11 protein-coding genes and 2 pseudogenes are annotated in these 12,799 nt (G+C 61.9%); 11 read left to right on the top strand and 2 right to left on the bottom strand.

Annotated elements, in window-relative coordinates; translation table 11 throughout:
- The first annotated feature begins 303 nt into the window (after nucleotides 1-303).
- The 10 genes and pseudogenes from ACSQ3G_RS28585 to ACSQ3G_RS28540 all read left to right on the top strand — a co-directional run bounded on the left by ACSQ3G_RS28585 (nucleotide 304) and on the right by ACSQ3G_RS28540 (nucleotide 11,738).
- Nucleotides 304-2,163: a reverse transcriptase domain-containing protein gene (locus ACSQ3G_RS28585; protein WP_436112683.1), complete on the top strand. Its 1,860-nt coding sequence runs from the start codon at nucleotides 304-306 to the stop codon at nucleotides 2,161-2,163.
- A 74-nt stretch (nucleotides 2,164-2,237) separates the two neighbouring features.
- Nucleotides 2,238-2,615: pseudogene (locus ACSQ3G_RS28580) on the top strand (DUF932 domain-containing protein); the annotation flags it as partial.
- Between the two features lie 88 nt (nucleotides 2,616-2,703).
- A complete protein-coding gene (locus ACSQ3G_RS28575; protein ID WP_436112682.1) occupies nucleotides 2,704-2,958 on the top strand; it encodes a DUF6117 family protein in 255 nt (84 codons plus the stop codon).
- 123 nt (nucleotides 2,959-3,081) lie between these two features.
- Nucleotides 3,082-7,476, top strand: a complete 4,395-nt coding sequence (locus ACSQ3G_RS28570; protein ID WP_436112681.1) for a strawberry notch-like NTP hydrolase domain-containing protein — start codon at nucleotides 3,082-3,084, stop codon at nucleotides 7,474-7,476.
- 12 nt (nucleotides 7,477-7,488) lie between these two features.
- Complete coding sequence (locus tag ACSQ3G_RS28565) at nucleotides 7,489-8,529, top strand: DUF7146 domain-containing protein (protein ID WP_436112680.1); 1,041 nt, start codon at nucleotides 7,489-7,491, stop codon at nucleotides 8,527-8,529.
- 334 nt (nucleotides 8,530-8,863) lie between these two features.
- Nucleotides 8,864-9,805 (top strand): DUF2493 domain-containing protein, encoded by a 942-nt coding sequence (locus tag ACSQ3G_RS28560; protein WP_436112679.1) that lies wholly within the window; start codon nucleotides 8,864-8,866, stop codon nucleotides 9,803-9,805.
- Between the two features lie 73 nt (nucleotides 9,806-9,878).
- Nucleotides 9,879-10,139, top strand: a complete 261-nt coding sequence (locus tag ACSQ3G_RS28555; RefSeq protein ID WP_436113220.1) for a type II toxin-antitoxin system prevent-host-death family antitoxin — start codon at nucleotides 9,879-9,881, stop codon at nucleotides 10,137-10,139.
- Nucleotides 10,129-10,541: pseudogene (locus tag ACSQ3G_RS28550) on the top strand (hypothetical protein). The gene ACSQ3G_RS28555 and the pseudogene ACSQ3G_RS28550 overlap by 11 nt, the downstream one beginning before the upstream one ends.
- A 469-nt stretch (nucleotides 10,542-11,010) precedes the next feature.
- Nucleotides 11,011-11,334 carry a DUF736 domain-containing protein gene (locus tag ACSQ3G_RS28545; protein WP_255761876.1) on the top strand — a complete coding sequence of 108 codons (324 nt, stop codon included), beginning with the start codon at nucleotides 11,011-11,013 and terminating at the stop codon, nucleotides 11,332-11,334.
- A 71-nt stretch (nucleotides 11,335-11,405) separates the two neighbouring features.
- Nucleotides 11,406-11,738, top strand: a complete 333-nt coding sequence (locus ACSQ3G_RS28540; protein ID WP_436112678.1) for a hypothetical protein — start codon at nucleotides 11,406-11,408, stop codon at nucleotides 11,736-11,738.
- Between the two features lie 66 nt (nucleotides 11,739-11,804).
- On the opposite strand, the gene ACSQ3G_RS28535 is transcribed toward ACSQ3G_RS28540, so the two are convergent.
- Complete coding sequence (locus ACSQ3G_RS28535) at nucleotides 11,805-12,083, bottom strand: HU family DNA-binding protein (protein WP_255761878.1); 279 nt, start codon at nucleotides 12,081-12,083, stop codon at nucleotides 11,805-11,807.
- A gap of 56 nt (nucleotides 12,084-12,139) precedes the next feature.
- Nucleotides 12,140-12,469 carry a WGR domain-containing protein gene (locus tag ACSQ3G_RS28530; protein ID WP_436112677.1) on the bottom strand — a complete coding sequence of 110 codons (330 nt, stop codon included), beginning with the start codon at nucleotides 12,467-12,469 and terminating at the stop codon, nucleotides 12,140-12,142.
- A gap of 107 nt (nucleotides 12,470-12,576) precedes the next feature.
- On the opposite strand from ACSQ3G_RS28530, the gene ACSQ3G_RS28525 reads away from it, so the two are divergent.
- A complete protein-coding gene (locus ACSQ3G_RS28525; protein WP_436112676.1) occupies nucleotides 12,577-12,798 on the top strand; it encodes a hypothetical protein in 222 nt (73 codons plus the stop codon).
- The last annotated feature ends 1 nt before the right edge of the window (nucleotide 12,799 follow it).

Below are 12,799 nucleotides of genomic sequence, written 5' to 3'. Positions count from 1 at the left end.
TCCTAAGCTTGGTCGCACGGCCCACCCTTCGTCGAAGGGCCAATGATCGAACGGGCCACCTAACCACGTCGCTTCTCATTGATCGTGTAAACACGGGATCGCCTAAGCGGGCATCGCTTGATGTCCCGTAGGGCGACGGAGCCGCCATATTAGCCAAACGCCCGGGGTAATGCCCGGGACAGCCATCGTCAGATGGACGGGTACGGGTGAAACCGACCGGGCAACCGGATGGGGAATCCCCTCTGCACGGGTGAAGGGCGGCGCGTTTGCTGGGTCTTTCAACTTCATAACGGAGGTATGCTGATGCAACCACACACCGTAGAGAAGAGACTGGGCTCAATCATCGACCTGTCTCGTCAGGGAAAACGTATCAACGGCCTGTTCAGGCTGCTCTCGGCCCCAACCCTCTGGGAAAGGGCTTATGAACAGATCGCTCCGAACAAAGGGGCGCTGACACCGGGCGCTGATCCCGAAAACACTCTTGATGGCTTCTCGCTTGAAAGGATGGAAGGGATTATCGCGCGGGTCATGGATGGATCGTACCGTTTCTCACCGGCGCGCAGGCAATACATCCCCAAAGCCAACGGGAAGAAACGCCCGTTGGGCATTCCCACTGCGGATGACAAGCTGGTGCAGGCGGCCGTCAAGATTTTGCTCGAACATGTCTATGAGCCGATCTTCTCGGAACAATCGCACGGCTTCCGCCGGGGGCGGTCATGTCACACGGCCCTGACCGAAATCAGGCGCACATGGCATGGTATGAAATGGTTGGTCGAGGTCGATATCGTCGGATACTACGACAACATTGATCACGACATTCTGCTTGGTCTGCTGCGCAAACGTATCGATGATGATCGATTGTTGCAGTTGATCCAGCGGATGCTCAAGGCCGGCTATCTCGAAGACTGGAAGTTCCACAAGACTTTCAGCGGCGCCCCGCAAGGTGGTGTGATCTCGCCGATCCTCGCCAACGTCTATCTCCATGAACTCGATCTGTTCATGGCGAAGATGAAGGAAGGTTTCGATAAAGGCCAGAAACGGCGGCGCAGTGCTGCCTATCTGGAAGCTTCGAAAAGGATACAGATCCGCCGCAGGATGATTGATCGACGGCGTGCCAATGGCAACGAGGAAGAAATTCCCCGGCTGCTCGATGAAATCAAGGAATGGGAGCGGCGACGGCTGGAAGCGCCGTCCCTCGATCCGTTCGATCCAAACTACCGCCGCCTCCGCTACTGCCGTTACGCCGATGACTTCGTGATCGGTGTGATCGGCAGCAAGGAAGATGCCCGCAGCATCATGGATGAGGTCAAAGCCTTTTTGGCCCAGACGCTGAAGCTGGAGGTATCCGCGGAGAAAAGCGGGATCAGGAAGGCGGACGAGGGAGCCATGTTCCTCGGATATCAGCTGAAGACGTATGGTGATGGCCGTACATGGCGCAGGGTGATAGGCGGACGTGCCGTCACCGTGCGAATTGCGGATGATCGCATGCAGCTTCATGTCCCGATGGAAAAGCTCGCCCGCTTTGCAGAACGCAATCGTCTCGGAAATCTCTATACAGACCGAGGCGAAGCGCGCTGCGAAGTGATCAATAACTCAGACGTTGCGATCCTGACCGGATACAATGCAATGATGCGAGGACTGGCCGAATATTACAAGCTCGGCACGCTCTGGAAACAGCAGGTCGGACGACTTTACCATCTTTGGTGGTGGAGCTTTATGAAGACCCTGTCGCGGAAGCACAAATGTTCGGTCAAGACGACAGCGGAGAGGCTCCGAAATGGGGATCGCCTCGGCTTGTGGTATGAAGGGCGTCACAAACGGCTCTTCATGCAGATGTTCCGCCTCACAGGTGTCGAACCTGCTTCGGCATCTCGGCACGTCGATCACCAAACGCAGATGCACACCCACTTCAATAGCCGAACCGATTTTGTTGATCGGCTTCGGGCCAGGGTATGTCAGGCGTGCGGTGCAAAAGATGTGCCGGTGGAGATACATCATGTCCGCAAGATGAGCGATATGCAGGGCACCACTTTGTGGACCCACGTCAAGGCTGCGCGGACGCGAAAGCGTGTCGTGCTCTGCCACGACTGCCATGTTGCACACCATGTTGGACGACTACAGGCAAGACTGGATCGTATGAATGCAAACGTAGGAGCCGGATGATGGGAAACTATCACGTCCGGTTCCGTGGGAGGGGTAGAGGATCATCCCACCGGGAACCCTCGCCCCTACCCGACGGTACGGAGAATTTCGAGGAAATCACCATCCGCCATTCGAAGTTTGCTGCTCAGCGGTTCGCGCATGAAGCAGCACCTGCGTTGACCAGCTTCGCGAACTCGTCGCCGGCTCCGTTCATTGCCGGCATCAAGGCGGCACGGGAGCGGGTCGTCGCGCGCAAGGACGACGATCGCGAGACCTTCCTGCGTAAGCGCGGCTTCTCGAAGGGCGAGACCGGCAAAATCATCGAGATGGTGCTGTCGGAGGAGGGGCGGCCGCCGGAGTCGATTTTCGATTTCGTGCAGGGCATCACCGCGCTGGCGCGCACCAAGACCAATCAGGACACGCGTCTGGAACTCGAAGGCAAAGCGAAAAAGCTGCTGGAGAGTGCCTCCTGACACGCCTTGAGACGGGCCAGACTAACCTCACCACCACCACCATCAGCCCGGCCGCCGTGTCGGGCATTTCCGTTCGTGGAGTACTGCAATGGCTATACCCGATTACGCTCGCTTGAATTTCGATACGCTGCTTCGCGCCGCGTCCGATGGCAATCTCGCTCTCATGGAATGCCTCGATGCCGCGACCCGCGAGCCGCGTTACGTGCTCTGCGCCGTCGGCCGCAGTGACGGCGAATACGCCTTCACGCCGTTTGGCCATCTGGCCGAAGGCAATCCTTACGATGCCTATCTGCCGCCCGATCCCGATGACCCGACTGGCTTCCTCGTAAGCCCGACGGCCTAGACACTGACAATAGCCGGCGGTTTAAGCCGGCCGATCCTGCCCTGGCTGCCCGATTTCGTTCCTCCGACCTTCGGCAGGACGCTGGGCTCCCCTGTTCTTTCCTCACTCTTGGAGCATCCTTCGATGAATATCATCTCGCACCCCCAAACCGTTTCCACCTCTCCACGTTCTGATATCAAAACGCGCGCCGAGGCACTTATGGATGCTGCCGGTCGGATCACGTCGCTTCTGGAGCAAGGTAAAGTCCTCACCACAGCTGACCTGCGGCAAATTATGATCGAGGTTTTCGGCGGTAGCGACGCCGAGGGCCTCTGGCTCTGGAAAGACGCCTATGAGGCGACCGAAGCCGCTCAGGTCGTGTTCCTGCGCAAGTTCGGGCCAGCGATTGCATCCCGCACCCATTCGCCCCAATCGACGCTCGCGATGCTGACGAAAGTCGCAAACCTCGTGCCGACCCACAGCCGGCGATCCGAGGAGAGCCATGCGCTGCAGCAATTCTCGACCCCGATCCCGCTTGCCTACGTCGCATTTCGTGCTGCCGGCATCATAGCCGCTGACGTGGTGCTCGAGCCCTCGGCTGGAACCGGCCTCATGGCGATCTTCGCAGAACTCGCGGGTGCACACCTGACGCTCAACGAATATGCGATTGTCCGCCGTTCACTGCTGGAGCGGCTCTTCGTCGGCGTTTCTGTTTCTCAACACGACGCCGCGCATATCGACGATTACCTCGACCGTTCTATTCGACCAACCGTGGTGCTTATGAACCCGCCATTCTCCGCCGGCGTTCATGTCGAAGGTCGCGTGGCTGACGCCGCCTGGCGGCATCTTTCCTCCGCATTCGCGCGGCTTACTTCCGGTGGGCGGTTGGTCGCGATCACCGGCGCGAGCCTTTCTCCCGACAATCCCGCATGGCGGGACGCTTTCGTGCGGCTGCAGGAGAAGGGCACGGTCCTATTCACCGCGGCGATCGACGGGACCATCTATGCCCGTCATGGAACGACGATGGAAACGCGCCTGATCGTGATCGACAAGATCCCGGCGATCGATCCTTCGCAGCTAGTGACGTCGAAGGGTACAGCGCACGATTTGGAAAGACTGCTCACCTGGATCACCGCCCTTCCACCCCGCGCGCCCGCGGCGGCGGCGAACTCCATCGGTGCGCTCTCCAACGGTAGTCCGCGCGTGGACATGATGCGTCCAGCAGCGATTGCTCCACCGTCGCATCGCCTTACGGTCGGCGGGCTGGCGAAGCCTTCGCCAATGGCCCGCCCTGCACCCGTCGATGATGAAATCATTGAACTCTCCTACGAGCTGCACGATGCTGCTGCGCCGGACCATATTGGCGCCGCCGATGGTCTCTACGAGCCCTATCGGCTGCAGTCGATCCACATCCCCGACGCAAAGCCCCATCCCGACACGCTGGTCGAATCCCTTGCCATGGCATCCGTCGTACCGCCGAAACCGACCTATCGTCCGCACCTGCCGAAGCGCATCGTCACCAGCGGCGATCTCTCGGATGCCCAGCTCGAGAGCGTCATCTATGCCGGCGAAGCCCATTCCGGCTATCTCGCCGGATACTGGAATGCCGATGCCTCCTTCGACAATCTGAAGGCTGTCGCGCCTGACATCGACCACGCCGTCCGCTTCCGTCGCGGCTGGTTCCTCGGTGATGGCACGGGCGCCGGCAAGGGCCGCCAGGCTGCCGGCATCATCCTCGACAATTGGCTCAAGGGCCGCCGTCGCCATGTCTGGATTTCGAAGTCCGACAAGCTGATCGAGGACGCCCAGCGTGACTGGGGCGCGCTGGGCCAGGAAAAGCTGCTGGTGACCCCGCTGTCGCGGTTCCGCCAGGGCAGCCAGATCACGCTGGAAGAAGGCATCCTCTTTACGACCTTCGCGACGCTGCGCACCGACGAGCGGGAAGGCAAACGCTCGCGCGTCCAGCAGATCGTCGACTGGCTCGGCGACGATTTCGACGGCGTGATCGTCTTCGACGAAGGCCATGCGATGGCAAACGCAGCCGGCGGCAAGTCCGAGCGCGGCGACAAGGCGGCGTCGCAGCAGGGCAGGGCAGGCCTTCGTCTGCAGCGCGCGCTGCCGGATGCCCGCGTCGTTTACGTTTCGGCGACCGGCGCCACGGACGTCGAATCGCTGGCCTATGTCGAACGGCTCGGTCTCTGGGGCAGCGCCGACTTTCCCTTCCCGACGCGCTCCGAATTCATCGCGGCGATCGAGGGCGGCGGCGTCGCCGCCATGGAAGTGCTGGCGCGCGACCTGAAAGCCATGGGCCTCTACGCATCGCGATCGCTCTCCTTTGAGGGCGTCGAATACGAGATCCTCGAACATGCGCTGACCGACGAGCAGATCCGCATCTACGATTCCTATGCCGAGGCGTTCCAGGTCATCCACAACCATCTCGACGCCGCGATGGAGGCGTCCGGTATAACCGGCAAAAGCGGGACGTTGAACAGACAAGCCAAGGCCGCCGCGCGCTCAGCCTTCGAAAGCTCGAAGCAGCGCTTCTTCAATCATCTTCTGACCTCGATGAAGACGCCGGCTCTCCTCAAGGCGACCGCTGCAGATCTGAAAGCGGGTCACGCTTCCATCGTCCAGCTCGTCTCGACGGGCGCGGCTTTGACCGAGCGCCGGCTGGCACAGATCCCGACCGAGGAATGGGGTGATCTGCAGGTCGACGTGACGCCGCGGGAATATGTCATCGACTACCTGATGCATTCCTTTCCGGTTCAGCTCTTCGAGGAATATTCCGACGCCGAGGGCAATCTCAGCTCGCGGCCGGTTTATGACGCGGACGGCAACCCTGTCATCTGCCGGGAAGCCGAACGTCGGCGCGACGAGCTAGTCGAAACCTTGGGCAGCCTGCCGGCGATCCCGACGGCGCTCGACCAAATCGTCCAGCACTTCGGAACGACCCAGGTGGCCGAGATCACCGGCCGCTCCCGCCGCATCGTCCGCCGCGAGGACAGCGGCTCCATCGCCCGCTATGGCGTGCAGAACCGGCCGGGTAGCGCCAATCTTGATGAGGCCCGCGCCTTCATGGATGACGAGAAAGGCATTCTCGTCTTCAGCGACGCCGGCGGAACCGGCAGATCCTACCACGCGGATCTCGCCGCCCGGAACCAGCGCCTGCGCCTGCACAATCTCCTAGAAGCCGGCTGGCGTGCCGACGTGGCGATCCAGGGCCTCGGGCGCAGCCATCGCACCAACCAGAAACAGCCGCCCCGGTTCCGGATGATCGCCACCAACGTCAAGGCCGAACGGCGCTTTCTCTCGACCATCGCCCGGCGTCTCGACACGCTCGGAGCCATCACCCGCGGCCAACGCCAGACCGGCGGGCAGGGCATGTTTCGCAGCGAGGACAATCTCGAATCGCGATATGCGCGCGACGCGCTGCGGCAATTCTACGGCATGCTGCATGCCGGTAGGATCGAAGGCTGCTCGCTGGAAACGTTCGAAAGCATCACCGGCCTGTCGCTGACATCGGAGGAGGGCGGAATGAAGGATGAGCTGCCGCCCATCCAGACATTCCTCAATCGCATGCTGGCACTAACCATCGCCATGCAGAACCTGCTGTTCGAGGCCTTCGAGCAGCTATTGGCCGCACGTATCGAAGGGGCGGTAGCCGCAGGCATCTATGACAGGGGCTTGGAGACGATCACCGCCGACAGCATGACAATCGCCGACCGGCGCCTGATCTACACCCATCCGGTCACCGGCGCGCAGTCGCACCTCTTGACCATCGAGCGCAGGGATCGCAATGCACCGATGCAGCTCAAGGATGTTCAGAGCCTCGTCAGCCAGGACCCGCGCGCGAAGTTGATGGTCAACGGCAAGTCGGGCCGGCCGGCGGTGATGGTCCCGACCCGGTCGATCATGCTGGATGACGGGTCGATCCAGCCGCGCGTGTCACTGATCCGGCCGATGGACGAGCTTCGGTTCGAGGTTCGGCAGCTCGAAGAGACGAGTTGGGAGGAGGCCGACGAACAGGCCTTTGCCTTTGCATGGAACGCCGAGGTGGCGGCCGTCCCGGGATTCTCGACGTCGGTGATGCATATCGTCAGCGGGTTGTTGCTGCCGATCTGGAAATTGCTGCCGCAGGACTTTTGCCGCGTACGGCGTCTGCAGACCGATGACGGCGAGCGGATCGTCGGCCGCGTCATAGCGCCGGATCGTCTCGCCGGCCTTTGCCGCAACTTCGGGATCGATCAGACGCAAGTGCTGACCGGCGACCAAGCCTGGACGGCGCTGGTCGATGGATCCTCGATCGTCGGCCTTGCCGGTGACATGACGCTCCGCCGCGTGCGGGTGATGAACGAGTACCGCGTCGAATTGATCGGCTTTACCGAGGGTATGCGCGACTGGCTGCGGTCGATCGGCCTGTTCTCCGAGATGATCAATTGGAAGCTGCGTTTTTTCGTGCCGGTGACAGATGAGGGTGCGGAGATCCTGTCGAAGCTGATGCAGCGTCATCGCCTCATCGACATTGCGCGCCGGTCGTGACGGAGGTCTGTCATGCTATCCGCCTCCGATCTGGCGGGCCGTCTCGCGCAGGACGCAGAGGCGGTCTGTCGCCACTACCTCTCCGCCGGCCGCCGCGCCGGCAACTACTGGCTCGTCGGCGATGTCGCCAACAACAAGGGCCGGTCGCTCTACGTGCATCTGGCCGGCCCGCGTGCTGGCCGGTGGACAGATGCTGCGACCGGTCAGTTCGGTGACCTGCTCGATCTCGTCCGCGAGACCTGTGGCCTCCTGGACTTCCGTGACGTTGCCGAGGAGGCGCGTCATTTTCTTAGTCTGCCCCAACCCGAACCGGTGTCGGACCTCAGGGGCGACGTCGGTGATGCCTCTCCGGTCGAGCGGCCGGCGACGGAGCGGGCACGACGGCTGTTTCGAATGACGCATCCGCTGGCGGGTACGCTCGCCGACATCTATCTGCGCGAACGCGGTATTCTGCGGGCATCCGCCCATGGGGCGCTCCGTTTTCACCCGTCGTGCTATTATCGCGATTTCCTGACTGGCCGGACGAGCAGCTATCCGGCCCTGATCGCAGCCGTCACCGACGACGCCGGAGTGATCACCGGCGTGCACCGCACCTATTTGTCGCTGGACCCTGACGGCGTTGGCAAAGCGAAGGTCGACGATCCCCGCCGCGCGCTCGGCGGGTTGCTTGGTAATGGCGTTCGCTTCCGCTTTCCGGTGAATGCGTCTATGCCGGTCCTGGCAGCCGGAGAAGGCCTCGAAACGATGCTGTCGCTCTCACACGTGATGCCCGGCATGCCGATGGTCGCGGCCCTGACTGCTAATCACCTCGCGGCCTTCAACGTCCCGCCCGGATGCCGACGCCTCTACATCGCCGCCGACGCGGATGCCGCCGGCCGGCATGGGGTCGAGGGATTGAGCCGCAGGGCGCAGGAATGCGGAATCCTGCCCCTGGTGCTGTCGCCCGAGCTCGGCGACTTCAACGAGGATCTACGCTGGCTGGGGCCGGACCAGATGACCGCAAGCCTGCGGCTTCAACTCACTCCGGAAGACGCGGTGACCTTCCTGCCCTGATGAGCCTTGCCAGAAGGCCCAGAAGGGCGGGACGCAGGCGGCGCGGGCGAAAGGACGGTCGGTAGTGCCGGCTCCCCGTGTGGACGCGCGCCCGCGGGCCTGCCGAGAGGCGACCCTTACCACGCGGGCCTCCGGCCTTCAGCGGGTCAGTCGGGTTTCTTCCCCTGCCGGTCCGCAGGCGCGGCCCGTCATTCCTCGCGGATCAAGAAACCCTCTTGTCCCCGCCCGGCGCTTCGCTGGGCCGCTGCGCTTCACTTGCGGTTCCGGCCTCGGCCCGCGTGACCGGGTTCGCCGTCAGGCCGCGAGAGGCGCGGCCCACCGAACGGAGACCACCATGGACCTGATCCTTCACCCCGACGACGGCTTCGAGCCCCACCACGCGTCCTCCCCGACCGACCGCTTCATCTACGAGATGCAGGTCTTCGGCTATCGCCCCTTCCAGGACGAGCCCGATCCGCGGCCATTGCCGGAGGAGCCGCAGGTCCAGTCATCGATCACCACGATCTTCGAGGCCCTCGCGGAAATGCTCGGCGACACCAGGCTGGAGCCCGATCTCGAAGACCTGTTCTGGTCTATCCCCAATCTCTTCCATCGCGCCGGCGAGCGCATCCAGCGCGAGCTCGATCGCAACGAGGAAGCGCAGCGCACCGGCCAGCGCGAGCAGGACGGCTCGGAGGTGAAGAGTGTCGAACTCGAACGCCTCGTCGCCGAAGGCATCACGCTCTTGGAACGCAGGAATAGTTTCGAGTTCATGCGCGACTATGCGGCCGATCTGTTCGAGGCGCAGACCGGTTCGTCCTGGCGACCGCGCACCGGCTCGAAGGTCAACCACGCCAACATGACGGCGGCGATGATCGATAGCCGCGACTTTCTCTCCGCTCGCCGGCGCGCCGAGACCGAAGTGCTGATCCCAGCCGGCACGAAGATCGCTTTCGCCGGTGGCATGGACTACAATGATCATGAGCGGATCTGGGCCAAGCTCGATCAGGCGCATGCCAAGCATGCCGACATGGTGCTGCTGCACGGCGGCTCGCCGAAAGGCGCCGAACGTATCGCCGCCTGCTGGGCCGAAGCCCGCAAGGTGACGCAGATCACCTTCAAGCCGAACTGGACGAAACACGCCAAGGCCGCACCGTTTCGGCGCAATGACGATATGCTGTCGGTCATGCCCGCCGGATTGATCGTCTTTCCCGGAAACGGCATCACAGGCAATCTCGCCGACAAGGCACGCCGGCTCGGCATTCCGGTCTGGCAGGCATCAGGAGATGGCGCGTGAGCGCCCTTTCCCAGAAAGATGGAAAACATGGGAAAAAATGGATTATATGGGAATCGAAGTGGCGATCTTTGCGATGAAGCAGTTCACGACAGACGACCTCAACAAGCAGATCGGCGACGTTACCGATGCGGCAAGCCGCGAGCCGGTTGTTCTGACTCGCCACAAGAAGCCTCGCTTCGTGCTGATGAGCTACGATCACTATGAGCGCATGCGCACCGGTGGCGACCCCCGCCGCTCCTTTCATATCTCGGAAATGCCCGCCGAGCATGCGAAACTGTTCGACGAGGCGCTCGATCGGCTGGCGCATGGCGAAGGCTCCGACGATAAGCCGTGAATTCCGACCCGGCGAGGTCATCTCCTATCCCGACCTCTGGGCCTGGCAGCAGCAGTGCGGTGAGGCCGCAAGCAGCGTCCCGGCTGCGTCGTCATCGCCATCCGCAATGCCGCCGACGGAAACACGCACCTGGCGCTTCTCGCCATCACCACCCAACCGCCGCAAACGGGTCGCGCCTCATTGGAGATTCCGGACATCGAGCGCAAGCGCGCGGGCTTAAGCGATCTGAAGCAGTGCTGGATCATGGTCGACGAATACAATTACGATATCGTCGAGCGCTCCTGGTATATTGAGCCCGGTCAGGACATCCTCGGCCGCTTCAGCAAGTCCTTCATGGTGAAGATCGCCAGACTGTTTGCCGAGGCGCGCGGCCGAACCGGTCGGGTCAACCGCCTCGACTGAGGCTTGCCGCATCCCTGCCGCCGGGCGCCGGGGCAACATCCCTTGAAATCACGTCTGTCACTCGGTTACGCTCCGCAGAACCGCAGTCGCGTCAGGGAAGGCCGAGGATTCGGGCCTCACGCCACCGAAGGCCATCTTTGACGATGAGGATGGGTTCAGGACGGTGCCGATCTCTCGCGATGTGCCCGACTCGATGACGGCCAGCGTCCGTTGACCCGAACACCACCAACGCATGCCACGCGCGCGGCGCTCGGCGCGGCAGCAAACGGCCGCCACGGCGAGGTCTCCTGCCGACGTCGCAATCAAGGGCCATTCCCGTTCTTTATGTCGCCTTTCTAAGGGACCGGCCGCGATCAGCGTCAACCCCGCAAGGGGGTTTCCCTTCGCTACGCTGCGGTGACGCCTGCGGCGCGGCCCCTTCTTCGGGCGCCATCGGGAATGGTCCCGATGCAACGAAGGAGACAATCCCATGGCTACCACGATCGCAACCCTCACCGAAAAGACCGACGGCACTCTCGAAGGCATCTTCGCCACCATCCGGGTCAACGCCCCGATCGCCCTCGTCCCGAACACCAACAAGGCGAGCGAAGAAGCCCCGGACTACCGCATCATCCACCGTAAGACCGGCTTTGAGATCGGCGCAGGCTGGAACCGCATCTCCCGCCAGACCGGAGAAGAATACATCTCCACGAAGCTCGAAGCGCCCGAGATCGGCGTGATCTTCGGGAACGTCGCCCCAGCGCCCGGCGGCGAGCCCGGGAAGAAGGTCATCCTCTGGAACAGCCCGGCCTGACTGGGACTGCCGGCCTCCTAGCGGGGCCGGCTTCTTCTCCGAGCCAGCAACCGGCAACAAAGGATCTCCCCATGAGCCGCTATACCACCACCGTTACGAAAATCGCTTCACGTCACGCTGACCCAGACGCCACTATCGGCTATGACCGCCCTCTGCAGACGTTCTTCCTTCAGGCTTTCGCCACTTCCGATGGCGAGGATCTCGAACTTTGGCTTGGTACGGAATTTCAGGAATTCGAAACGCTTGCAGCCTTGCGCGCTGCAGCTGTCAGACAAGGCTTTGATTTCGTGCCGCTCGCATCGTGTATTCTTCACAGACTGCTGGACGATCATAGCCGTGAAGCAATCCGACCGGTCAGTGAAACGATCCTTCAGGATTTGCTGAACAATGCTGCTCCCTGCTGAGCCGCATATTTCGAAACATAACAGCCCGGCCACAAGCCGGGCATATTTTTATGCCTGCTCACAAGATCACTTGTTCAGCGCGTCCTTGAGAGCCTTGGCCGGCTGGAAACTCAGCTTCTTTGCCGCCGCCACCTTGATCGTCGCGCCGGTGGCCGGATTGCGAGCTTCGCGTTCCGGCGTATTTTTGATTTTAAACTTGCCGAACCCCGGAAGGCTCGTTTCATTGCCGGCAATCGCTGCATCGGTGATCGAAGCAATCACCGCTTCGACAATCGCCTTGCCCTGTGCTTTGGTTAGCCCGTGCTCACCGGCGATCTTGTCGGCGATTTCGTTTGTCGTCGTCATTTCTTCTCTCCGCATCGAAGTTGATCCGAAATCCCTGACAGGTGGATGTCGGCCTGTCATTGACGCGATGCCGAAGAAGCGTTCAGCAACCCCGGATTTCCACAGTTTCCAACCGGTCGATAGCCCTTCTGACGTTTCCTGCGGGCCAGATCCAGGAAATGCATAGCAGCCTCACGCTCGGTTGCGAACACCTCGGTCTTTTCGCCGCCGCGCGATCCGATCCGGCCCCAGCGGCGCACGACGGCCATCTCTCCGAACAAGGTCGGCTGCATGGAGAGGGCATAATACCGTGCCATGTTTTTCGTCGCTTCGATGCGCTGGCAATAGAGCCGGAAGGTGGAAGTCGCCGTGGGCGAACGATGACGAAGAGACGCCGACGCGTCCAACGACAGTTATGAATCGGTGGAGGCGCTTCGATTCACGACTTTGATGAATGCTGGCGATAATCGAAGAGACACGATAGACGTCGATTTCCATCAACGGGTAGACGGCAATGGACGACGCACTCACGATCCACAACCGCGCAGATTTCGGCCTATGGGCGATCGAGGCCGCCAAGCAGATCGACGGCGAACAGCGGTTCGATCTGGCGAAAGCCGCGCGGGACGGCACCGCGGGAGAACTTCGTGACGCGGGAAACGCCCTCGGGCAGGCAATCACCAATGCGCTCCTGGGGGTTTATGACGGGTTGCTGGATAGTGCCGAGGACGAATAAG

The sequence above is a fragment of the Neorhizobium tomejilense genome, from assembly GCF_964254135.1.
Taxonomy (GTDB): Bacteria; Pseudomonadota; Alphaproteobacteria; order Rhizobiales; family Rhizobiaceae; genus Neorhizobium; species Neorhizobium tomejilense.
This window is presented reverse-complemented; position numbering and strand designations above follow the sequence as displayed.

What these genes read in the sequence shown, in the direction of transcription:
- ACSQ3G_RS28585 (WP_436112683.1), top strand. Translation starts at nt 304, where the DNA reads ATGCAACCACACACCGTAGAGAAGAGACTGGGCTCAATCATCGACCTG.
- ACSQ3G_RS28575 (WP_436112682.1), top strand. Translation starts at nt 2,704, where the DNA reads ATGGCTATACCCGATTACGCTCGCTTGAATTTCGATACGCTGCTTCGC.
- ACSQ3G_RS28570 (WP_436112681.1), top strand. Translation starts at nt 3,082, where the DNA reads ATGAATATCATCTCGCACCCCCAAACCGTTTCCACCTCTCCACGTTCT.
- ACSQ3G_RS28565 (WP_436112680.1), top strand. Translation starts at nt 7,489, where the DNA reads ATGCTATCCGCCTCCGATCTGGCGGGCCGTCTCGCGCAGGACGCAGAG.
- ACSQ3G_RS28560 (WP_436112679.1), top strand. Translation starts at nt 8,864, where the DNA reads ATGGACCTGATCCTTCACCCCGACGACGGCTTCGAGCCCCACCACGCG.
- ACSQ3G_RS28555 (WP_436113220.1), top strand. Translation starts at nt 9,879, where the DNA reads ATGAAGCAGTTCACGACAGACGACCTCAACAAGCAGATCGGCGACGTT.
- ACSQ3G_RS28545 (WP_255761876.1), top strand. Translation starts at nt 11,011, where the DNA reads ATGGCTACCACGATCGCAACCCTCACCGAAAAGACCGACGGCACTCTC.
- ACSQ3G_RS28540 (WP_436112678.1), top strand. Translation starts at nt 11,406, where the DNA reads ATGAGCCGCTATACCACCACCGTTACGAAAATCGCTTCACGTCACGCT.
- ACSQ3G_RS28535 (WP_255761878.1), bottom strand. Translation starts at nt 12,083, where the DNA reads ATGACGACGACAAACGAAATCGCCGACAAGATCGCCGGTGAGCACGGG.
- ACSQ3G_RS28525 (WP_436112676.1), top strand. Translation starts at nt 12,577, where the DNA reads ATGGACGACGCACTCACGATCCACAACCGCGCAGATTTCGGCCTATGG.